Annotated in this window: 17 protein-coding genes; 6 read left to right on the top strand and 11 right to left on the bottom strand. The window is 32.7% G+C overall.

Features of this window, described 5'->3' with window-relative positions:
- Window positions 1-96: 96 nt before the first annotated feature.
- Window positions 97-2,025, bottom strand: coding sequence for a sigma 54-interacting transcriptional regulator (locus ACS3UD_RS14780; RefSeq protein WP_308138880.1), 1,929 nt, complete (start codon window positions 2,023-2,025; stop codon window positions 97-99).
- Window positions 2,026-2,381: 356 nt separating this feature from the next.
- Between ACS3UD_RS14780 and ACS3UD_RS14775 the strand changes: the two genes are divergently transcribed.
- From ACS3UD_RS14775 to ACS3UD_RS14760, 4 genes are all read left to right on the top strand, one after another.
- Window positions 2,382-3,794: a sodium:solute symporter family protein gene (locus ACS3UD_RS14775; RefSeq protein ID WP_308138881.1), complete on the top strand. Its 1,413-nt coding sequence runs from the start codon at window positions 2,382-2,384 to the stop codon at window positions 3,792-3,794.
- Between the two features lie 34 nt (window positions 3,795-3,828).
- Window positions 3,829-5,004 carry a pyridoxal phosphate-dependent aminotransferase gene (locus ACS3UD_RS14770; RefSeq protein WP_308138882.1) on the top strand — a complete coding sequence of 392 codons (1,176 nt, stop codon included), beginning with the start codon at window positions 3,829-3,831 and terminating at the stop codon, window positions 5,002-5,004.
- A gap of 214 nt (window positions 5,005-5,218) precedes the next feature.
- Complete coding sequence (nhaC, locus tag ACS3UD_RS14765) at window positions 5,219-6,646, top strand: Na+/H+ antiporter NhaC (protein WP_308138883.1); 1,428 nt, start codon at window positions 5,219-5,221, stop codon at window positions 6,644-6,646.
- A 155-nt stretch (window positions 6,647-6,801) separates the two neighbouring features.
- Window positions 6,802-7,110: a hypothetical protein gene (locus ACS3UD_RS14760; RefSeq protein ID WP_308138884.1), complete on the top strand. Its 309-nt coding sequence runs from the start codon at window positions 6,802-6,804 to the stop codon at window positions 7,108-7,110.
- A gap of 191 nt (window positions 7,111-7,301) precedes the next feature.
- Here ACS3UD_RS14760 and ACS3UD_RS14755 read toward each other — a convergent pair whose 3' ends face one another.
- The 4 genes from ACS3UD_RS14755 to ACS3UD_RS14740 form a co-directional block, all read right to left on the bottom strand.
- Complete coding sequence (locus ACS3UD_RS14755; RefSeq protein ID WP_308138885.1) at window positions 7,302-8,045, bottom strand: formate/nitrite transporter family protein; 744 nt, start codon at window positions 8,043-8,045, stop codon at window positions 7,302-7,304.
- Window positions 8,046-8,100: 55 nt separating this feature from the next.
- Window positions 8,101-9,786 (bottom strand): formate--tetrahydrofolate ligase, encoded by a 1,686-nt coding sequence (locus ACS3UD_RS14750; protein ID WP_308138886.1) that lies wholly within the window; start codon window positions 9,784-9,786, stop codon window positions 8,101-8,103.
- 24 nt (window positions 9,787-9,810) lie between these two features.
- A complete protein-coding gene (locus tag ACS3UD_RS14745) occupies window positions 9,811-11,187 on the bottom strand; it encodes a sodium-dependent transporter (RefSeq protein WP_308138887.1) in 1,377 nt (458 codons plus the stop codon).
- 103 nt (window positions 11,188-11,290) lie between these two features.
- Entirely contained in the window at window positions 11,291-12,505 is a 1,215-nt protein-coding gene (locus ACS3UD_RS14740) for a LeuA family protein (RefSeq protein WP_213925805.1), read from the bottom strand.
- 346 nt (window positions 12,506-12,851) lie between these two features.
- Here ACS3UD_RS14740 and ACS3UD_RS14735 point away from each other — a divergent pair, with 346 nt between their 5' ends.
- Both ACS3UD_RS14735 and ACS3UD_RS14730 read left to right on the top strand, forming a co-directional pair.
- A complete protein-coding gene (locus ACS3UD_RS14735) occupies window positions 12,852-14,045 on the top strand; it encodes an aminotransferase-like domain-containing protein (protein WP_308138888.1) in 1,194 nt (397 codons plus the stop codon).
- A 15-nt stretch (window positions 14,046-14,060) separates the two neighbouring features.
- Window positions 14,061-16,904, top strand: a complete 2,844-nt coding sequence (locus ACS3UD_RS14730; RefSeq protein ID WP_308138889.1) for an acetate--CoA ligase family protein — start codon at window positions 14,061-14,063, stop codon at window positions 16,902-16,904.
- A 67-nt stretch (window positions 16,905-16,971) separates the two neighbouring features.
- On the opposite strand, the gene ACS3UD_RS14725 is transcribed toward ACS3UD_RS14730, so the two are convergent.
- The 6 genes from ACS3UD_RS14725 to ACS3UD_RS14700 all read right to left on the bottom strand — a co-directional run bounded on the left by ACS3UD_RS14725 (window position 16,972) and on the right by ACS3UD_RS14700 (window position 22,893).
- Window positions 16,972-17,823 (bottom strand): helix-turn-helix domain-containing protein, encoded by an 852-nt coding sequence (locus ACS3UD_RS14725; protein ID WP_213925802.1) that lies wholly within the window; start codon window positions 17,821-17,823, stop codon window positions 16,972-16,974.
- Window positions 17,824-18,167: 344 nt separating this feature from the next.
- The gene (locus ACS3UD_RS14720; RefSeq protein ID WP_308138890.1) at window positions 18,168-19,055 is read right to left on the bottom strand and encodes a sensor domain-containing diguanylate cyclase; all 888 of its coding nucleotides are present in this window, start codon (window positions 19,053-19,055) and stop codon (window positions 18,168-18,170) included.
- Window positions 19,056-19,078: 23 nt separating this feature from the next.
- On the bottom strand, window positions 19,079-19,738 hold the full coding sequence (locus tag ACS3UD_RS14715; RefSeq protein WP_308138891.1) for a regulatory protein RecX: 660 nt from the start codon (window positions 19,736-19,738) through the stop codon (window positions 19,079-19,081).
- A 177-nt stretch (window positions 19,739-19,915) separates the two neighbouring features.
- A complete protein-coding gene (locus ACS3UD_RS14710) occupies window positions 19,916-21,529 on the bottom strand; it encodes a helix-turn-helix domain-containing protein (RefSeq protein WP_308138892.1) in 1,614 nt (537 codons plus the stop codon).
- Between the two features lie 139 nt (window positions 21,530-21,668).
- The gene (locus ACS3UD_RS14705; protein ID WP_308138893.1) at window positions 21,669-22,466 is read right to left on the bottom strand and encodes a putative bifunctional diguanylate cyclase/phosphodiesterase; all 798 of its coding nucleotides are present in this window, start codon (window positions 22,464-22,466) and stop codon (window positions 21,669-21,671) included.
- Window positions 22,453-22,893 carry a chemotaxis protein CheW gene (locus ACS3UD_RS14700; protein WP_308138894.1) on the bottom strand — a complete coding sequence of 147 codons (441 nt, stop codon included), beginning with the start codon at window positions 22,891-22,893 and terminating at the stop codon, window positions 22,453-22,455. The genes ACS3UD_RS14705 and ACS3UD_RS14700 overlap by 14 nt, the downstream gene beginning before the upstream one ends.
- Window positions 22,894-22,898 lie beyond the last annotated feature (5 nt).

Here is a 22,898-nt window from a genome sequence, read left to right as displayed (position 1 = left end):
CGCAATCGAAAATATCGAATACTGTTTTTATATGTTAATATTACGTGTATTAAACTCATCTATAGCTAACAGAGGTTTTATAAACTCTATGTTTACTTAAGAACTTTGTGTTTCTTCAATTTGTTTAAGCCTCTTCCATAAAGTTGTTCTACTAATTCCAAGAATGTCAGCTAAATCTGATTTGTCTCCTTCATATAATTTGCTAGCCTGTTCAATTACTTGAAGTTCAATATCTTTCAAGTTTGAAAGGCGAACATTAATATTATCATTACTTGCACTTAGATTGCTCTGTATAAAATCGTTCTCATTTTTACTTAACAAAGACTCTCTGACAAACTCTGGATCGATATAAGAGCCGTTTGATAATATCGTTGCTTTTTCAACGAAATTTTCCAATTCTCTCACGTTGCCCGGCCAACCATACTGCATCAGCAATTTGTTTACTTCTTCCGAAATTTTGGAGATACTTGTATCATATTTTTTATTCATTTTATCAAAAAACATATTTGCTAATCCACGTATATCTTCTTTTCGTTCACGCAAAGGTGGTATTCTAATATCTAAAATGTTTAGTCTATAGTATAAGTCTTTTCTAAACTTCCCTTCATTTACCATAGTTAATAAGTTTTGATTAGTTGCTGCTATGACTCTTATGTCAACATTTAAGATATAATCCCCTCCTATTCTTAGAATTTCTTTTTCTTGCAGCACTCTAAGCAGTCTCCCCTGAAGATTTAAAGGCAATTCACTTACTTCATCAAGAAATATAGTACCATTATGAGCAAGTTCAAATAGACCTGGCTTTCCACCCTTTTTAGCACCGGTAAAAGCTCCCTCCTCATATCCAAACAACTCACTTTCCAGCAGATTCTCAGGCATAGCAGCGCAATTAATAGTAACAAAAGGCCCGTCTTTTCTTAAACTAATATTATGTATACTTTGTGCAAACAGTTCCTTTCCCGAACCAGTTTCAGCCGATATTAAAATAGTAGTATCTGTCTTAGCGACTTTTTTTATCTTATATATTAGGTTCTTAATTAATTTGCTGTCTCCTACAATATCTTCCAGATGATATTTTGCATACAATCCGTTTTTATATAATTGAGTTCTTACTTTTAATTCTAGTTTCTGCAACTTTGAAACTTCTTGCAAAGAAATAATTTTATTATATACATCTTTTTCTATTATGACAGGAAAAATATTCATAATTAATTTAATATTATTGACTTCGATTATTTTATTAAATGTCATCTCTTCACTAGCCATAGCATCGACAATTACTTTTAATTGTTCTACATTGTAAATACTATCATTTAAGATGTCAGAAGATTCAACATTGAATATTTTTTCAGCTAATTTATTTAGAGTAATAATTTTATTATTATTGTCTAAAGTTAGAATGCCGCTACTTGTATGGTCTAATATTTTTTGATACCTTCTTGTTAGTTCTCGTTCCTTTTTAGATAAATTACTAATATTTGCAGCCGATATTAATGCAGTTTCAATTTCCTTCAAATCACAGTCGATTGATATTGAATTCACGCTATATTTTGCAGCTGCGTCAGCTATGCAATCACCAATTCCGATTAATGTAGTAATTCCTAGACTGATTGCTTTATTTATCTGCTCTTTTAATTCGCTGTGATTAGAATATGTAAACAATTCAAATTCTATATTTAAAATATCTTGTAATGAATATAATTCTTTTAACATGTCATGTTCAAAAACTATAAGTGCAACTTTATTACTAAATTTTTTAGCTTTCAAAAGTGTATTTAGTATGTTTAAGGTTGTTATCTCTATAGAAATAACAGGTACTGTCACTAATTTCCTGATAGTATCTGCAGTATTTCCATGACTGATTATAACATCATACTCATGCTCGTGTTGTTTAGCGTATATATGCCCATTTTTTAATATACCGCCATTATATATATGCAAGTTAATTCCTTTGCTTTCAGCTAATTTTTTAGCTTCCATAGAAATGCGCATGCTTGTTGATACAAAAAGTACTTTTCCTTCCATAAATATGCTCCTTGCTGTATGATAACGTTATTCACAATTATATACCTCGTAAAAATTAAAGTCAATCAGTTGTATAAGTAAAGAATTTTAACAATGTTTTTATTTTAAACACAGAATTTAACAATTAATCAATACTGAAAATATAATAATTCGTATTGTGTAGCTCAATCAACGTTTTTAACATATATATTTTATTGGCATGAAAGTTGCTATCTAAATATTCAAATGAATTTCTATATATCTATTTTATAGATCAAGTTAATCTATAGCATAATCATAAAAGAAAGGAGAAGTGTGAGTTTTTATCAAGGTTTATCCAAAAAATTTTTCGAAAACTATGAAGAGGATTATTTAAAATGAATTTATTATCATTTTCACACATCATTGGATTTACAGTCACTTTAATTTGTATAGCTCTTACAGGAGTATATTCCGGTAAACAAATAAAAAATGAATCGGATTTTACTACCGGCGGTGGAAAAGCAAGCTCTTTAATTATAATGGGTGCAATAATCGGAACTTTAGTGGGTGGTGCTTCTACCGTTGGAACAGCACAGCTAGCATATACTTATGGATTTTCTTCAATCTGGTTTACCTTAGGCGGTAGTATTGGTTGCTTTGTAATGGCAGTATTTTTTGCAAAACCTTTACGTGGCAGCGATTGTAGAACTATTCAGCAAATAATTTCAGAAGAATACGGCAAGCTTCCAAGTTTACTATCTTCATTGCTAGGTTCCTTAGGTATATTTATAAATATTGTTGCTCAAATCTTATCGGCAATGGCATTATTGAAATCAATGACTCCCCTTGCACCAACAATTTGTGCTGTTATTAGTATTGGTCTAATGGCTAGTTACGTTTTGTTTGGTGGCGTTTTGGGTGCAGGCGTTGTTGGTATTGCTAAAACAATATTACTATATGTTTCTGTTATTACAGGAGGTATATTGGCGATTTCCTTAAGCGGTGGTTTAAGTACTATAGTTGAATTACTTCCAAAAGCACAATATTTTAATCTTTTCGCAAGAGGAGTTGGGATTGACCTAGGTGCAGGTTTATCTTTAGTGTTTGGTGTTCTATCAACACAGACTTACATACAAGCCGTATTATCTGGCAGGAATGATAAAACTGCAATTAGAGGTGCACTAATGAGTTCACTGTTAATTCCTCCCATTGGTGCAGGTGGAGTATTTATAGGAATGTTCATGAAGCTGAACTACCCTAACATAGACCCAGCACAGTCTTTTCCAATATTTGTAATTAATCATATGCCTTCATTATTTGGAGGATTGGTTTTAGCTACACTTTTAATAGCTATTGTTGGTACAGGCGCAGGATTGTCATTGGGAATCAGTACAATAATTAACAACGATATTATACGCTGTTTTACTAAAGTAAATCCAAAAAAGAATCTTCTTTTAACACGTTTTACCATTATAGCCATTTTGTTAATAGCAATGATATTTACAACTGGTACATTACAGTCTGTTATTTTAAAATGGAGTTTCATGTCAATGGGTTTAAGAGCAGCTGTGAGCTTCTTTCCAATGTTTGGAGCACTATTTTTGCCAAAGAAAATCAATACTAAATTTGTAATAGCGTCAATAATTATAAGTCCGATTAGTATACTGATCAGCGAAATTTTGTTTGATTTTAATTTTGATACTTTATTTATAGGTTTGGGATTTAGTTTTATCTTAATGACCTGTGGATATTTTATAAACGGTAATAAACAAGGTATTAATTCAACATTAAATGGAATTGAAAAGTAATTAATAACTAATAAACAAAATAGGAGGTAAAACAATGGAGATCAAGGCAGCGAACAGAACTGAAGAATTGCAACCATCTATAATAAGGGAGGTTTTAAATAGGGTTCAAAAGCTAAAAAAACAAGGAAAAAACATTATTGATTTTTCAATCGGAAGACCAAACTTTGACACGCCAGAGCACATTAAAGAAGCAGCAAAAAAAGCTTTAGATGAGGGTAAGGTACACTATACGGCAACACCTGGATCTATGGAATTTCGTGAAGCTGTATGTAGCAGATTATATGAAGACTTTAAAATTGAGGCACAACCAGAACAGGTAATAGAAACTATAGGAGCTACTGAAGCTATAGTAGCTGCACTACAAGGAATCTTGAACCCTGGAGATGAAGTGCTAGTACCGACTCCCTCTTACGTGTATTATGATGGCTGGATTCATTTAACTGGCGCTAAGTCAGTACATGTTCCTTTAACAATAAGTGATAACTTCTCTCTAAGTGCAGATAAATTAGAAGAATACATAACAGAAAAAACCAAATGCATTATATTAAATACCCCAAACAACCCAACAGGTATAATAATAGATAGTGAAAATATCAAAAAAATAGCAGATATAGCTATAAAATATAATTTAATAGTGATATCTGATGATATCTATAATGGCATAACATACGACAATATTAGCTATGACCCCATTGCTAATCTGCCAAATATGTTGGAAAGAACAATCATCATCGGCAGTTTTTCTAAAACATATGCCATGGACGGATGGAGGGTTGGATACCTGGTAGTACCTAAAACCTTAATATCAGGAATTTTAAAAATTCATCAACATACGATAAGTTGTCCAAATACATTTGTAGAAGCTGGAAGTATTGCAGCATTAACCGGTTCACAGAATTGTGTCAAAGAAATGGTTAAGGAATTTGAACGTCGTAGAAATTTAATAATGAAAAATTTAGATGAAATGAACATTGAATATGTGAAACCAAAGGGAGCATTTTACATATTTCCGTCTATCAAAAAATACGGTTTATCATCAAGTGAAGCAGCCATGTACTTATTAGAAAAAGCAGGAGTAGCTGTAGTTCCAGGCAGTGCTTTTGGCGATACGGGAGAGGGATATATCAGAATATCATTTGCAACATCATATGAAGATATTGAATTAGGAATGAAAAAAATTAAAGAAGCATTAGATGGATTGAGTAAATAGAGAAAGAGTTAATATCAATACAGATTATACCTGCTTAATTGTTTCTGAATTAAATCGTAACTGGCAGACAATTGAACGACGCCAGTTTTAGCCAGCAATGAAATCGTTTATCTTAAGGCATGTATTAATTTGCAAAGCTTCTATATCCCTTTAAAAATTTTAATTAACATATATATACTTAACGCTTACAACTAAAAATAGGAGGAGTTTTATAATGAAAAAAGAAAAAACAACTATGTCGTTTGGAATGGCCTGCTCAGCATTGGGACTCATCATTGTCTTTATGGTTATAGGAATATTGATGTATAAAGTTAAATTACCAACTTTATTATTCTTTAGCTGGTTAATTGTAGTTCCGTTTGCTTACAAAGTAGGTTTAACCTATTCTGATTTACAAAATGGTGCTTTTGAGATGATCCGAAGAGGCATGGAAGCCATTATAATTATAATGGCAGTAGGTGCGTTAACAGGCTCTTGGATAGCATCTGGAACAGTTCCTGGGTTAATATATGTAGGTTTAAAAGTAATGTCTCCAAGCTTCTTCTTGATTACAAGTTTGTTTCTTTGTTCTATGGTTTCTCTAGCGACAGGAACTTCTTGGGGAACAATTGCAACAGCAGGTATAGCATGTATGGGAATCGGTGAAGGTTTGGGTGTACCTGCAGGAATGACTGCCGGTGCTGTAATTTGCGGAGCGTATTTTGGAGATAAAATGTCACCTTTGTCAGATACTACAAATATGTGCCCTGCTGTTGCAGGCACAGATGTCATGACTCATATAAAGCATATGTTCTACACCACTATTCCATCTTATGTAATCACGGCAATTATTTTTCTTGTATTTGGTTTTAAATACGGTTCAAGTAATGTAGATATGTCTAATGTACATGCAATAATGGATTCAATATCTGGATTATACAATGTAGGCTTTATTGCATTTATACCGGCAATACTTGTTATAACACTTTTAATTATGAAACAGTCACCGGTTACTTCTATTTTACTTGGAGCTGTAGCTGGAATAATTATCGCTGTGCTCTACCAGGGTCACCCTTTAAACTTTGCTGCCGGAACTTTATACAGTGGCTTTTCTGGAGACTTTGGTAATGAATTCTTAAACAAATTGTTAAACCGCGGTGGTATTGCAAGCATGTTGCAGTTATCAACTATTATGATAACCGGTTTAGGATTGGGAGGTATATTACGAGTATCAGGCATATTGCCCGCCATTGTAAATAAGCTTACTAATTATATTAAATCTGTAGGAAGTCTTGTTGTTACTACACTTATAATAGGATACGTCGGTAATGCAGTTGGCGGCTCGCAGTCATTTGCTCACGTAATGACAGGGACTTTAATGGAACCATTATTTATGCAATTTAAATTAAAACCTGAAAATTTATCAAGAGTTTTGGAAGATGGAGGAACAATGGGAGCACCTATAATCCCCTGGACAGGAAGCGGTGTATACTGTGCAACTATGCTGCAAGTACCATGGTCTGCATATGTTCCATATTGCTTTTTAAATTTCCTCTGCCCCATTTTTTCTACTATCTATGGATTCACAGGGTATTCAATGAAAAAGTATTCGGATGATGAAATTTCTGAAATAAAACAACAAGAGCTTAGAGCAGGAGTATAATTATTGATCAAACATTACTCTATCATTTTTTAAAAAATGGCTTTTGTAAATAATATTATAAATGTCAGGAGAAGAAAAAAATACTATACTTTTCTTCTCCTATAAGTCACTAAGCCTTAAAGCTTATTTAAATATTTAATTACTTAGAGGGAAGTATGAATTTTAATTATTTGTTTTCAGATGCAAATAAAGCCAATGTCAGTTATTTCTTATTAATACAAGATATAGTAGGTATATTGATAGTTTTACTGGGACTTAAATTATCTATTCTATATTTTTTATGTATTATTAGACAGGGTAAAAAATCAAAAAATATTATATGTCTAATGGGTAGTGTAATGCTTATACTTTCAGGGATTAATCTTGTGTTTTTTTATGAAGGCCTGAGAACATGGACTATCAGCATAGTGCTTGTTATAATTGGATTTTTATTAGGAAAATTAGCTTATAAGAAACTCTACTAAATTCAATACTAATACTTTCCTCATTATTGGAGACATCCTAAGAATGGAATTATTGTGACACAAAAGGTATTTAGAAGCTGCATTCTAAATACCTTTTTAATTGCCCTTCTTTTCTATTTAACCGCATTTGAAACAAAATAATATCCTAGCATATAAATTAAAAATAAATATATCAATAGTTCCGCATAAAATTATTTATAATAAACTCTGTAGTACATAATTGGAACTAGTATTCCTCCTCCTATGAAATTTCCTATAGCCACCGGTATAAAATTATCTAATACTACTTCTGATATAGTTATTGCACTGTCAACAATCATTGCCATGGGAAGATAAAACATGTTCGCCACAACATGCTCATAGCCACAAAGCACAAAAAGCATTATAGGAAACCAACACCCCAGTATCTTTCCTGTTGTATCCTTAGACGTTGTTGCAAACCAAACTCCAAGAGACACCAATACATTGCAAAGTATTCCTTTAAAAAGTGCCTCTGTAAATGATAGCGACAGTTTTGAATTTGCTATGTTTACAACAGTTTCCGCCATAGCTGGATTGTTGTAAATCCCCCCAAAATACAAAAACCCAACTGCCACTAGTGCTCCAATAAGATTTCCTATTAATACCTGCAGCAAGCTTGACATATAGTCCTTAAAGGTTATTTTTTTATGTAGAAGTGCAAATGTCATAAGGCAATTTCCTGTAAACAACTCTCCTCCCACAAGCACAATCAGCATCAACCCAACCGGGAAAACAGCTGCTCTTATAAATAAATTGTCATATGTAACCATAAACCCCTGAGCACCAAGAGAGATGTACAATCCAGCCATTATACTCATTATATATCGTTTTTTTACTGTCATTGCAACTTTTTTCTGTGCTGATTCTATAAGTGCTTCAGAGGTTTCTTTAGGTGTTAAACAAACATTACTCAAGTTAACATCTCCTTTTATATTGTATAAGCAAAAGGCTGTTTCCAGCCTTTTTAAATTAGAATAATCCTTTTATTTTCCCGTCAACATCAACATCAATATTTTCTGCAGATGGTATCTTTGGAAGTCCAGGCATTTTCATAATATCTCCAGTAAGTGCCACCAAAAAACCCGCACCTGAAGAAATAGTAACATCTCGAATAGTAATTTTGAAACCTGTAGGTCTGCCAAGAATCTTTGGGTCATCTGTCAGCGAATACTGATTTTTAGCCATACATATTGGCAAGTTTCCAAATCCAAGTTTTTCAAAATTTGCAATTTCCTTGCTTGCCTTCGCAGAAAATTCAACTGTATCCGCCCCATAAAGCTTTTTAGATATTGCTGTTATTTTTTCCTTTATCGGCTGATCAAGTTCATATGCAAATTCCATTGCACTTTCTTTTTGTGAAAGTCTAAGAACTTCTTGAGCTAGCTCTACTCCGCCTTCGCTTCCCTTGCCCCACACTTCAGAGAGAGCTACATTAACTTCAAGGGCTTTGCATTTTTCCTTTATAAGATCTAGTTCAGATACCGTATCTGTAGGAAATCTGTTTATGGCAACAACAGCTGGTAGCTTAAATACTTTAGTAATATTTTCAACATGCTTAAGTAAATTAGGAATTCCTTTTTCAAGAGCCGCAAGATTTTCAGTTCCCAAGTTATCCTTTGCAATTCCTCCGTTATATTTCAAAGCTTTAACCGTTGCAACTATTACAACAGCACTTGGTTTTAATCCCGTCTTACGGCATTTTATGTCTATAAATTTCTCTGCTCCAAGATCTGCACCAAAACCTGCTTCTGTTACAACATAGTCTGCAATCTTACCAGCCATTTTTGTAGCAATGACAGAGTTACATCCGTGAGCTATGTTTGCAAAAGGCCCGCCGTGTATAAATGCCGGAGTTCCTTCTAATGTTTGAACAAGATTTGGTTTCAACGCATCCTTCAAAAGCGCAGCCATTGCTCCATGCGCCTTGAGCTGTCCTGCTGTTACTGGCTGACCATCTCTTGTATATGCTACTATTATCTTTGAAAGATTTTCTTTCAGTTCAGTAACATTGTTTGAAAGACAGAATACCGCCATAACTTCAGATGCCACAGTAATGTCAAAACCATCTTCTCTTGCTACTCCGTTTGCCTTTCCTCCCAATCCGCATACTATACTTCTCAGCTGCCTGTCATTCATATCCACAGCTCTTCTCCACACTATGCGCCTTGTATCAATATTAAGATTATTGCCTTGGTGAATGTGATTGTCAATCATGGCAGCCAAAAGATTATTAGCAGCCCCTATTGCGTGAAAATCTCCTGTAAAATGAAGATTAATATCTTCCATAGGAATTACTTGTGAATATCCTCCTCCGGCAGCTCCTCCTTTTACTCCAAATACTGGTCCGAGAGAAGGTTCTCGCAACGCAACAATCGTTTTCTTACCAAGTCTTGAAAGAGCATCTCCAAGTCCTATGGTAGTTGTTGTCTTTCCTTCTCCAGCAGGTGTAGGGTTTATTGCCGTAACTAATACAAGTTTGGCGTTTTCTTTTTTGCTTAGTTCATTCTGCAAATACTTGTAATCAATCTTAGCCTTATATTTTCCGTAATTTTCTACATACTGATCAGGTATTTCAATTTTATCTGCTATCTTGTTAATTAAAATTGGCTCAGCCTGCTGAGCTATTTCTATATCACTTAAAAACTTTTTTGTCATAAAATTCTCACTTTCATATTAAAATTACTTAATTATTCCAAGGCTTGAAAGACATATAATAATCAAAGCTATTGGGCATATATATTTTACTGCAAAAAACCATATCCCATTTATTTTTGATGTATACAATCCATTGCTTGATACTTGCTCCATGGCATTTTTTTTGCCCCAAACCCATCCTACCATTATTGCGCTGAACAAACCAATTATAGGGTAGCTTATATTACTTGCAAAATAGTCGAACAGATCGAAAAACGTTTTTCCAAAAATAGTAATATTGCTCCATATCCCAAAGCCTAAACTTACAGGAATTCCTAAAACAAAACATGCAATACCTGTTCCAATACATGATTTTTTTCTTTCGAAATTAAATTTTTCTATCATAAACGGAACCACTATTTCAAGTATGGAAACTGATGAAGTTATTGATGCAAATAACAATAATGTAAAAAATATAAAGCTAAAGAATCCACCAAAAGGTATTTGGCTAAACAACCCAGGAACGGTTATAAAAACTAAGCTAGGGCCTGAACCAGGTTCAACACCAAATGCAAAAGCTGCAGGTATTACTATTAAGCCAGCTAACAATGCAACTGCTGTATCTGTCAATATTATAGACACCGTACTTTTAGGAATATTTGTTTTTTCACTAAGATAACTTCCATATACAACCATTCCTGTTGTTCCAACATTTAAAGAAAAGAACACTTGCCCGCAAGCTGCAACAATTAGTGCCATTGTAACTTTTGAAAAATCAGGTTTTAAATAAAATTCTACCCCTGCCATTGCACCGTCAAGAGTTAAACTTCTAAAAGCTAAAACAACAAGCATAACAAGAAGCGCAGGCATTAATATTTTATTCCATTTTTCAATACCGTTTTTTATTCCTTTCATAACAATGTAGACAGTGAAAAACATGAAAAAGAACTGAGGAATTAACGGTAGTATTGGATTCCCTATAAAGCTTCCAAAGAAATCTCCTACCTGTTCCGGTGCAATTGTAGTTAATGTAGTAAATGAGTTAAGCATATAATGTATAATCCACCCACCAATAACCGCATAATATGATAATACTAAAATCGCACAAAGAATACCAAGATACCCCATCCAAGCAAATTTAGAACTAATCTTTTTATATGCATCTACAGCATTAGACTTACCATATCTTCCAACAACGAAATCAACTAATAGCATTGATGCTCCAATTAACAAAATGATTATTAGATAGACAGCTACAAATGCAGCTCCTCCATTGGTTCCTGTCATATAAGGAAATTTCCACACATTTCCTAAGCCTACTGCTGAACCTGCCGAAGCAAGTATAAATCCTAATTGACTACCCCACTGCTCACGTTTTTGTTCGGGCTGAATTTTAACTTCAACATCATTTTTTGTTGACATACATTCCTCCATATAATATTTTTTATAATGTAAGCTATAATATTGGACAAATAATATTTTACTTGTCCAACATTATTACGAGAACCTTTTTTTCTTGCTAATTTTATTTGCAGTTGTTAACTAATTCCTTAAACTCATCACCAGTAAGCACTCTTCCTTTTTCAATTGAAAATTCTTTTACCATGTCCAATAATTTCCCTCGTTTGTCTTCATCTAATTCAAGATTGTATTTTTTAAGCCACATAAGGATGTTTGCACTTCCGCTTTTTTTACCAAGAAATATGTAAGGTTCAGTGTTTCCTGTTAACTCCCATCTATAAGGAAGCATAATTAAAGGATCTACATCCTTAGAATTCATCCACATATTTGAGGGCATTCCCGTTTCCCATCCAAAAATTTCTTTTCCGACAACTGCCTTAGTTGGAGGCACAGGAAATTTTGTTCTTTCTTCAACTAATTTGGAAAGTTCCATTAATTTTTCAGTTTTTATACCGGTATCAACACCATACAAGCAATTTAAAGATAATGCTAACGGTTCTAACGGACAACTGCCTGCTCTTTCTCCAATGCCATTTACAGTTACGTGGGCAACGCTTGCACCAGCTGTAAGAGCTGCTATAGTTGTAGAAACACTCAGCCCAAAATCTTCATGAAAATGAGCTTCAACCGGAAGACCAAATTTATCAATAAGTGTTTTTACTGTATAAGCTGCCCCCTCAGGAGAAAATGCACCGAATGTATCAACAAGAGCTATTGAATCAACATGCCCTCCTCCTTCAATTATAGCCTGTAATGTACTTAAAAGGAAATCTAAATCTGCACGAGAACCATCCGCTGGAAAAAACGTAACATACAAACCCAGTTCATGCGCGAACCTTGTTGACTCACATGCAGCTTTAATTGCCTTTTCAGCCGTCCATTTCATTCCGTGCTTAAGTAAATGATTGCTTCCAGGCACCTCTGCCAGCACACCATACACCCCACAGTCTTTTGCTAATTGAATATCTGACTTAACATTTCTTACAAACGCAAACACTTTAGCCTTTAATCCCAACTGGCAAATTTCTTTTATTGCCTCCGCATCTTCTTTTGATGCTGCAGGGGTCCCTGCCTCAATCCTATGAACTCCGGCCTCATCCAGTTTTTTTGCTATAGCAATTTTATCATTTTTCTTCAAAATGATATTAGGTTGCTGTTCGCCATCTCTTAATGTAGTATCTAAAATTTCAATATTAGGTGCAAAGTTAAATTTAGATACTACTTCATCTACATAGTTCGATTGGCTCACCCACCATTTACCTTCTTCTTTATAACCCATTTCAAATCCTCCTTCTGTTTTTGTTATTGTTGTAATTTTGTTTATAATGTTTTGAAATTATATCAACAATATTTTTATAGCACATAGTATATATCACCTTACTAACATTGTCAATCATTTTATAAGCTCTTGAATTTTATTTTTACGCATTTAATTGCTAATTACTTGCATATAGCTTCAAATAAACGTTTTGTTTTAGTTAATAATTTTCATTCAGCATTTATTTTTTATCTTTTTTATATTTTTATATTTCATAACTTTATTATTCTATTGACATAGTTTTAATTGTATAATATAATACACAAAACAAATAATTTGACTTTAATAATAGTAAAAGGAGTGCTATATGAACTATCAATTTTCAGAAAGAATGTCTACAATAAGATCTTCCTCAATTAGAGAAATTTTAAAAATCACACAAAACCCTGAAGTTATTTCTTTTGCAGCAGGAAGCCCGGCCTCAGAATCTTTTCCGATACAAGAGTTTTCTGAACTGTCTAAAGAAATTTATGAAAAAAATCCGGTACAAGCGTTACAGTATAATGTTACAGAAGGATACCCTCCCCTTCTCGACAAAATTTCAAAAAGGCTAAAAGAAAAATTCAAAGTAGGAAATGAAAACGATTCAACATTAGTAGTATCAGGTGGACAACAAGGTATAGAATTTATAGCAAAGGTTTTATGCAATGAAGGAGATACAATAATATGCGAAAATCCTACATTTGTCGGTGGAATGAATGCTTTTAGATCACACGGCGCAAATCTTGTGGGAATCGAAATGGATGATGAAGGAATCAGAGTTGACAATTTAGAAAAGGCAATCAAGAATAACAAAAACGTAAAAATGATTTATCTCATACCAACTTTCCAAAACCCAACAGGAAAAACAATGAGTCTAAGAAGAAGGAAAGAGGTATATGAGTTAGCATCAAAATACAATATTCTTATATTAGAAGATAATCCTTATGGTGAATTAAGATTTAACGGCGAGGATATAGCCCCTATAAAAAGCATGGACACTGAAGGAATAGTCATTTACTGCGGCTCATTTTCCAAAACATTGTCAGCTGGAATGAGACTTGGATTTGTAAACGGCCCAAGTAAAATTTTACAAAAAATAGTTCTTGCCAAGCAAGTTTCGGACGTACATACAAACATATATTTTCAGATACTTACAGATAAATACCTTGAAAAATACGATTATGATGCTCATATTGAAGAAATAAGAAACTTATATAGAAGAAAATCAAATTTAATGATAAAGACCATTGAAAAAAACTTCTATGAAAGAGTTCAGTTTACAAGACCTGATGGAGGGCTTTTCCTTTGGTGTACAATGCCTGATGAAATAGATATTAATGAGTTTACAAAAAGAGCACTGGAGAAAAAAGTTGCATTTGTCCCCGGGCATGATTTTCTTCCTGATTACGACGAGCCATGCCATTGCTTCAGATTAAATTATTCGACTCCATCCGATGAAAGCATCGTAAATGGAATAAAGATAATTGCTGAAGTTATAAATGAATTTTTAGATAAATAGATGGAGGTTATTTAAGTGTTAAAACATATACACAATCCAATTAACGGAAAAATGAGAGTTTTAGGATACTGTTCAGGTTCTGGAAACACATTGTGGAAAATATTAGAACTTCAAAAAGAAATGGAACAAACTTTTGAGGGTTGTCCCTTTGAAGTTGTGGGAATATTTTCAGACAACCCCAACTCAAAAGCTGTTGAAACAGCAATAAAAGAAAATATACCCTATAAGTCAATAGATATCAGAGAATATTATAAGCAAGCAGGTGCACCTCTTAAAGATAGAACCGTCAGGGCAAATTATGATGCTGATGCATATGATTTAATAAAGGAATTCAATGCAGACTTAATTATTTTATCAGGATATGTTTGGGCAATTACAGATATAATTATTGAGAATTATTTGGTAATTAATGTGCATCCAGGCGACTTATCTGTCATGAAAGATGGAAAAAGACTACTAGCCGGTCATAATGGAATTCAGGCAGCTTTTGATGCAAACATGGATTACATATGTTCAGCTTCACATATTGTTAACAAAAACATCGATGCAGGGCCAATTCTAATAATTTCTGAAAAGATACCTGTTGACTACAATTTGCACGAAGATAACAAAGATAGATTTGCATATTATTTAAAACTTGCCAACAATCAATCAAGAATAATCGGAGCAAGAACAATTCTAGAAATTGCTTTGGGAAATTTTAAAACTGATAAAGACAGCAAAGTGTACTATAAGAATACACCTGCTCCTCAAGGTTTAAGAATAAATAATTGGAATGAAAATGTTCCTATTTATAAAAGGAAAAATGAAACCCTTTTAAAACCTAAATCAATTGCAGTAATAGGAGCTTCAAATAAGCCTGGGATTGGATTTTCAATTTTAAAAAATTTAGTTGATGTTGATTTTAACGGTAATCTTTATGCGGTAAACAACAAAGGTGAAAATGTATTAAACTGCAAAGGCTGTACTTCTATCTTGGATATTAAAGATGATGTCGATATGGCCGTTATTTCTATTCCTTCACCTTCAGTGCTGAAAGTTGCAGAAGAATGTGGTAAAAAAGGCATAAAATCAATTATCTGCATCTCTGCAGGCTTTAGCGAAATAGGAAATGATGGAAAACTAAGAGAAGAACATTTGACGGAAATAATAAGTAAGTATAATATGCGCATGATAGGTCCAAACTGCATGGGAATTGCAAATACAGCCGATGATACAATGCTCAATTCGACAATATTATCAGTATCGCCTCCAAAAGGCAACGTTGCATTTATAACTCAAAGCGGATCTATGGGCGCTAGTATAATTGACTTTGCAAATAAATTAGGTATAGGATTTTCCGTGATTACATCGCTAGGGAACCAAGCAGATGTTGATGTTTGTGACTTAATGCCAATGCTTCAGCTAGATAATAACACAAAAGTAATACTTCTTTATTTGGAATCAATTAAAAATCCGCCAAGATTTATAAATATAATGAAAAAAATTACAAAGCCTGTCATAGTCCTAAAATCTGGCACATCCGATGCCGGAGCAAGAGCTGCAAGTTCCCATACCGGAAGTCTTTCAGGCAATGATAATGTTACCGATGCATTCTTGAAAAAAACAAATGTTATTAGAGTTGAAACTTTAGAAGATGCTTTCTTGCTTACATCAACGTTATCTAAAACAAACTTCTTGAAAGGTAATAAAATAGGTATTTTGACAAATGCTGGAGGTCCCGGAATACTTCTTGCAGATTCATTGAATAAATACGGCTTTGAAATTCCTCCGTTGAACGATGCTGTAAAAGCAGAGCTGAAGCCTATGCTTTTACCTGAAGCTTCCTTAAACAATCCCATAGATGTGGTTGCTCCTGCTCCTGCAGAACATTATTTACAAGCAGCAAAAGCAATGATTAAAAGCCAACAATATGATGGACTAATAATAAATTGTGTACCTCCTGCGTCTGTCGATACAGGAAACATCGCAAGAACTTTATTGCCTGTTTTAAAATCTTCAGACATCCCTGTACTTTCATGTTTTATAGGGCCAACACTTGGCTTAGAAGCAAAAAAAGTAATGACCAAGGAAGGCATACAAGAATTTGATTACCCTGAACAGCTAGCAAGAATACTGAATTACATGAAACAACCCATAGATTTTGAAGATGAAAAAATCAAAATTAACATAAAAGACAACAGCATCCGTATATCAAACGACATAGTCGACAAATATAAAAACGGAGGTTACGTTAGTGTAACTGACTGTTTAAATTTATTAGAAAATTACGGAATTAATATGATAAAATCTGGCTACATTAAAAACCTATATGACATTGAAAACTTAAACCTTAATTATCCCGTTGTTGCAAAAATTGACCACAAAGATATTGTTCATAAATCAGATGTTGGTGGAGTTAAAATGAATATTGAAAACAAAACTCAGTTATCTGAGTTGTTCAATGAATGGTCAACTAAGTTTACAGGTCTGGAAGGTTTGTTTGTACAAGAACAATTGAGCAATGGTTTAGAACTAATTATAGGAGGACTATATGACGAATCAGTAGGGCACTCCATAATTGTTGGTTTGGGCGGAATTTTAGTTGAAATCTTAAAAGATGTATCCTTTGGTCACGTTCCTATTACCGCTAAAGACATCAACAGAATGATTAACTCTCTAAAATCTAATAAATTGCTGTATGGATACAGAGGTGAAAAAGGCGTTAATATTAGTGACCTGAAAGAAATATTGATGAGATTGAATCAAATGCTTGTAAACCATCCAGAAATAGAAGAATTAGATATAAATCCATTAATTTTTGACAAAACTAAAAACAAATTCACAGCAGTTGACTGCAGAATTAAAATAAGAAGTTAATCTCTTTGACTTTTTTCATTATTAAAAAAACGTGATCTATTATTAGACCACGTTTTTTGTATAAGCATTAATTGTTATCGTAAGGAGAATGCACCCAGAGAAGTGTTGCAACACTCTTTGACGCAGGATTTTTCCACGAATGCTTTTCTTTACTTCTAAAAAAGAAGGCATCATTTTTCTTGAGCAAATAAACTTCATTATCGTTTAGCTTAATTTCAATTTTCCCTGATAATATAAAAATAAACTCCTGTCCACTATGTGAGTGAGCTTCCAAATTCCCACATCCTGGCTTAACAGTATACATTATCGGGTAAATACTTGTTCCCCTCTCCGCAATTAATGATTCCATCTCAACACCAGGCACACCAATACTTACTTTTTCTCCTTGCCCTAAACTAATTTTTTTCTTTTCGGAATAATCTAAATCGAAAAAATATATGGGGCTTTCTCCATAGAAGCATGCAATTTTCTCCAATACTTCCAATGTTACGTTAGCATTTCCGTTTTCAAGTTTGCTAAGGTGAGATGTTGAAATCCCTACAGCCTTACTTACTTCTTCAAGAGTATATCCTATTTTCTCTCTGCATTCCTTCCACCTCTTGTTAAGAAGCTTTTTAGAATAAACCGGTTGTTTTTCTTTTTCAACAATATTCACGAGTGGATTACTGCTGTTAATAGACGGCAGTATTTGCGCAATTCCATTTCTGCTGTTTTTTTGTATATTAAGTACTTCTTTAATCTTTTTTAAAGATTCTATATCATCCAATGTATAAATCCTGTAATTATTTTCTCCTCTTTTAGCAACAAATAATCCAGATTTCTCCCAGTTTCTTATTGTAGCCGGTACTACTCCAATCACCTTGGCAACATCGTTTATGCTAAATGTCAAGTTGTCTTTTGAGTATATTGAATCGTTCATTTTTCACCATTTCATTCCCATTTATTTAGTAATTTAAATTATATATTAGTTGTTTTTTTTTGTCAAATATAATTAATATATCCGCTCCGCCCTTGGTTATCTTCTTATCATCTCTATTTATCTCTAACAAAAAATAAATCGACATTATAACTTTTATCCTAAAAAGCTTTCTGTTTCAAAAATACTTAAAACGCAGTATTTTTTTATGTAGTACAAACCTAACACAATCCAATTAAAAATATTCCGTAAAAAAAGTCATGGATGACATAAAAAAAAAGATGTATACATCAATTTTTACATAGCTGCATACATCCCTTTGCTTTAAGTTTACTAATGTTAGACACTTACGACAATATTATACCTTTGCCCATTGACTGGGCTTTAGTTGTTAATATTTCAGATTTTTCAATAAATTCTTCTATTGTTTCTCCTCCGTATTCCACAATCGATCCGCAAGCACTTAAATTGTTGTTGAATTTCAAGCTGTAACTTTCTATTTCTTTTTTTATTTTTTCAGTCAGTATTTTTGCAATGTCAATATCGACATTGTTCAAAATTATCATAAATTTATCGTTTCCGTATCTCCCTACAACATCTATTTTTCTTGCATTTGCACTTAAAATATTTGCAACATCATGAATTATATTGTCTGCTTCATCCATACCATACATTTTATTTATTTTTTTAAAATCATCTATATCCAACACAAGAAGACAGAAATTAATATCTTCTTCCACATAACTGGAAATACTGCTTTTTATGCTTTCATTCATAAATTGAAAATTATATAGATTAGTAAGCATATCCGTATTAGCTCTTGCTTTTATTTCATTTTCGAGGTGTCTTATAACTCTTTCTTTTTCAAGCAGAATTCGTTTTGTCTCCTTTTTTTCTGTCATATCCTGCATTGCAATATAAAAAGTGTCTTCCTTAAATCCAAAAACACTGAATCTCACATATTTGTCAAAACCTACAACGTATTGTTCGATAATTTTATGTTCACTTGTCATCGCCGCTTCACTCAATATTATCGGCCAGTCAAATATCGAATCTGCTATAGCTGGAAAAACTTCTTTCATTTTTTTATTTAGAATTTCATCAACTGTCTTTCCGGTTATTATTTCTGTCTGTTTATTTGCATAAATTGCAATTATATCTATTTTATTTGATTTATCTTTAACTATTTTACATTCAACAATCCCATCGGATATGTAATTCGCAAATTCCTTCATATTCTAACCCCTTTCGAAGCATTTTAAATATCTTCAAAGTCTCCAAAATCATCAATGCCTGCTTTGAGCAAATACGATGCTGCTTTTCTAACTGTACTTAATTCAAAGCCTTTATTAATAAGAAATCTCGATAATTTTACATATTTTTTTCTGTCGTCTTCTTCTTTCAGAGAGCTAATTTTCTTTAATCCCACTGAATACGCCCTTTTTAATTCATCCTCCTCTGACAAACATTTTATTTTTTCTTCAATTGTCTCTCTTTCTATTCCTTTTTCATATAATAGCTGTTTTATTTTTCTTTTGCCATATTTTGAAATATTAACTTTATCGTTTATCAGCATCTCGCTGTATCTTTCGTCATCTAGATACTTCTGATTCTTCAGCTTCAAAATTGCACTATCGATAAAGTCTTCATCATATCCTTTTGTTTTCATTTTGGTTCTTATTTGTTTTTCACTCATGGCACGCCTTGATAATAATGTCAGTGCGTAGTTATATACATGTATCTCCTCTTCCGCTTTTAATATTTCATCAATAAATAGTTGCTCGATCTCCATATTCTTAGCCAACGAATACTTCATCATAATATTCAAATCAATACCAAAAGCAAAAGCATCATCAAGATAGATATTAACTCTATCTCTGTTATTTTTTTGAATTTCTATTTTAGTGATTTTTTTCATATATTTCCTCATATATTTTCTATATTTTAACATAAAAATCGAAATTTATCAAATAAATGTATACACCCTATAAACCGCTCTGTCAACTTTTCTAGGGCAGTCTATGCTCAACTCATCGCAAAATATATAAAAAAAGAATAACAAATGTTATCCTCTACAATATATAAATCTTTTAGCTTAGGCTTGCCTTTTTAGGGCCTCTATATGTCTTTTAAGAAACATTATGGCCTCTGATTTTTCTTTGTTTGCAGGCGTTATATGCTCCCAAACCTGCATAAAATATTCTTCGAAAGCTTTTATGAAAGTCGGTTCTTCGATAGATAGCCTTATTGACGGGTAATTGGTTCTATCATTATAACTTTCATAAAATAGTGCTTTTCTCTCCTTCAGTACAAAAGAAAAGTTTTTAGCTGTTATCAAATTTTCTATTTTTCTATTTATAAATGAAATCTTATAATGTTTATATTTTTTTATATTATGTATGATGTTTTCCAATATTTCAATAATTTCTTCTATTTCTAATTTTATATGTTGAACTCCCGCATAATAATTCATGCAAAATTTATTTGTCTGTATTAAGCTACTTACTGCGTCCATAAGGTATATTTCGTTGTATTCATAACTTTTTATATTTTTTTGAAAGGCTTCACGCTGTTTTTTGTAGTTATTGAAAGCAAATTTTACTATGTCATCGGAAAGATTTAACTTATTAAGAAATTTTAAATAAATATGCTCAGGAAGCATTGTTGAACCCAAACCGGATCGGAACACCATACGATTTCCTATTGTTTCATCCGATTCTACTAAATTTCGCCAATATTCCATGTATGCTTTTGAGTCATAGTTTTTTATTAACGGATGAGCATTTTTTTCCATCATTGATTCAAAATGGTCCTTAAATGCATTAACAGCACTTGTGCATTTCAGATAAAACGCTGCATTCAATCCTATGTTACAATTATGCGCAAAACCAGACATTGCGCTAGTATTAGGAATTATAAGCATTTCTCTTTCTGCGTCGCACATAGCATAATTAATGTAATAATAAATATTAAGCTTTCCTGAAAACATCAATGGCATGGAAAGCCTGATAAAATTTAATATTCTGCTAAAATTATTGTCCAATTTCATTAGAATAATAATTTCCCACCCATTTTTTATCATTGTGCCTAAATAACTTTGCAATTTCAGCATTTCGCCATTATTTTTGCTAATATTGCTGTTGTAAGTTAAATAAATAATTTTATTTTCTTTATCCTCGTTTATTGCTTCATCAAGCATATTAAAAGCATACTTGATTATATTTTCAGAACCAAAAATAACTTTATCATTGCTTGACATTCCAAATATACCGTCTATCATTTTTGTTTGTATCATATCTTTAGCATTCTTTACTTCTACATCTATTGTACCAAAGGCTTTAAATCCTTGAACTTTGGCTGAGTTTTTCGTTTTGTCTAAATGTCTTTTTCTACATTCAAATGAATATCCCTGAGCTTCTAACAGAATTCTTTTTATCTTTTCTTCTGTATCACATGAATTATTGCTATATCCATGTTTAGCAATAATTTCATTTAAGTTCTTGTTCTGATATGCATTGTAAACGTTTTTTGACATGTACAATGCTATGTTATCAATATAAGATGAACCGTAAGGAGGAATTCTTTCCCCATGAACCCATCTGTTAACAAGTGAATTATCTACATTAATATACTTAGCCAGGCGATTCATGCTTATATCTAACGCTGAAAGCATGAATTTGAGGCATTCACCAAATGTCATATTGCTCATGTTTACCTGTCTTCCTCTTTTTTATTACAAAAATTAATGAACTTATGTTACCATAGTATAATGCTTATTGACTACTATAATATCACCATAAGTTCACTTTTTCTATATTTAAGCATTGACATATAAAATTAATATATTCCTACTGAACCATTGATTTATTAATAAAGTCATTTTTTAACAATAAACTTAATTCTTCTGCCGGAGAAGGCAAATAGAAATAGTATCCCTGAAGCATATCGCATCCCATATGCTTAAGCTGATTGCATTGCTCAATAGTTTCAACTCCCTCTGCTATAACCTTTACTCCTATTCGATGCCCAAGTGAAATTATGCTGTCAATTATAATTTTACATCTGTTATTTCCCATGTTTGCAACGAAAGATCTGTCTATCTTTATACTTGTAAATTCAAATTCCTGTAAGCATTTTAAGCAGTTATACCCTGTGCCAAAGTCATCAATTGATATTCTTATTCCCATTTCCTTTAGAACTTTTAGTGTTTGTAACGCGTGTTCGTTTCCCATTAACTTTAAACTCTCTGTTATTTCCAGAACAAGATTATGCGGCTTCAGCCCAAATTCATGCAGCGTAGTAACCACAGCTTCAGCAAAATTGTGTTGCTGAAGCTGCAAAGACGAAACGTTTACTGATATACCACTATTTGTGCAGCCATTGCTATACCACCTTTTAAGCTGCATGCATGCTTTTTTAAGAATGTGCATACCAACAGGAATTATGTGCAACTTCTCTTCCAAAACGGGAATAAACTTGTCAGGGCTTACAGTACCTGCTATGGGGCTGTTCCATCTAGCTAACGCTTCTATCCATCGAATCTCATAAGTTGCAGCATCTACTATTGGCTGATAATGTACGAAAAACTCATTATACTCTAAGTTTTCCATCAAAATGCTGATTTCCTCATGGCTATTTTTTAACATTATTCAAGCTCCTGCTTGTTATGCTCTCCAAATTCAGCACATTGACTAATTTATTGTTATACTTAATAATGTATAGTATGTAGTTATCATCAATATATTTAGCCAATGTATCAGTGTCAATAATGTCTTCTTCGGATATTGAAACAATCATCTTAACCTCATCAACAATAAAGCCTGCATCATAATTATTTGCAATTACTATATAAGCATTATCATGGGCTGCACTTATTTCCAATCCAACTATACTTCTAAGATTTAATATAACATGCAGTTTGCCTCTTAAATTGCATGTTCCTTCCATGTATGCCGAAGAATTAGGTATCTTCGAAACAGGAATATATTTAATTATTTCATTTACTTGTTCTATCGGAAAACCGTAGTCTGTTTCCCCCAATTTAAAAACTACTATCTGCTTAATTTCTGCCATTTTAC

Origin of the sequence: Sedimentibacter sp. LTW-03 (assembly GCF_052059825.1) — a bacterium.
GTDB lineage: Bacteria > Bacillota > Clostridia > Tissierellales > Sedimentibacteraceae > Sedimentibacter.
This window is presented reverse-complemented; position numbering and strand designations above follow the sequence as displayed.

Excerpts from the sequence above, each read along its gene's own strand:
- ACS3UD_RS14715 (WP_308138891.1), bottom strand. The coding sequence starts at position 19,738 with ATGAAAAAAATCACTAAAATAGAAATTCAAAAAAATAACAGAGATAGA.
- ACS3UD_RS14705 (WP_308138893.1), bottom strand. The coding sequence starts at position 22,466 with ATGTTAAAAAATAGCCATGAGGAAATCAGCATTTTGATGGAAAACTTA.
- ACS3UD_RS14750 (WP_308138886.1), bottom strand. The coding sequence starts at position 9,786 with ATGACAAAAAAGTTTTTAAGTGATATAGAAATAGCTCAGCAGGCTGAG.
- ACS3UD_RS14740 (WP_213925805.1), bottom strand. The coding sequence starts at position 12,505 with ATGGGTTATAAAGAAGAAGGTAAATGGTGGGTGAGCCAATCGAACTAT.
- ACS3UD_RS14770 (WP_308138882.1), top strand. The coding sequence starts at position 3,829 with ATGGAGATCAAGGCAGCGAACAGAACTGAAGAATTGCAACCATCTATA.
- ACS3UD_RS14735 (WP_308138888.1), top strand. The coding sequence starts at position 12,852 with ATGAACTATCAATTTTCAGAAAGAATGTCTACAATAAGATCTTCCTCA.
- ACS3UD_RS14760 (WP_308138884.1), top strand. The coding sequence starts at position 6,802 with ATGAATTTTAATTATTTGTTTTCAGATGCAAATAAAGCCAATGTCAGT.
- nhaC (WP_308138883.1), top strand. The coding sequence starts at position 5,219 with ATGAAAAAAGAAAAAACAACTATGTCGTTTGGAATGGCCTGCTCAGCA.
- ACS3UD_RS14775 (WP_308138881.1), top strand. The coding sequence starts at position 2,382 with ATGAATTTATTATCATTTTCACACATCATTGGATTTACAGTCACTTTA.
- ACS3UD_RS14725 (WP_213925802.1), bottom strand. The coding sequence starts at position 17,823 with ATGAACGATTCAATATACTCAAAAGACAACTTGACATTTAGCATAAAC.
- ACS3UD_RS14745 (WP_308138887.1), bottom strand. The coding sequence starts at position 11,187 with ATGTCAACAAAAAATGATGTTGAAGTTAAAATTCAGCCCGAACAAAAA.
- ACS3UD_RS14710 (WP_308138892.1), bottom strand. The coding sequence starts at position 21,529 with ATGAGCAATATGACATTTGGTGAATGCCTCAAATTCATGCTTTCAGCG.
- ACS3UD_RS14780 (WP_308138880.1), bottom strand. The coding sequence starts at position 2,025 with ATGGAAGGAAAAGTACTTTTTGTATCAACAAGCATGCGCATTTCTATG.
- ACS3UD_RS14720 (WP_308138890.1), bottom strand. The coding sequence starts at position 19,055 with ATGAAGGAATTTGCGAATTACATATCCGATGGGATTGTTGAATGTAAA.
- ACS3UD_RS14700 (WP_308138894.1), bottom strand. The coding sequence starts at position 22,893 with ATGGCAGAAATTAAGCAGATAGTAGTTTTTAAATTGGGGGAAACAGAC.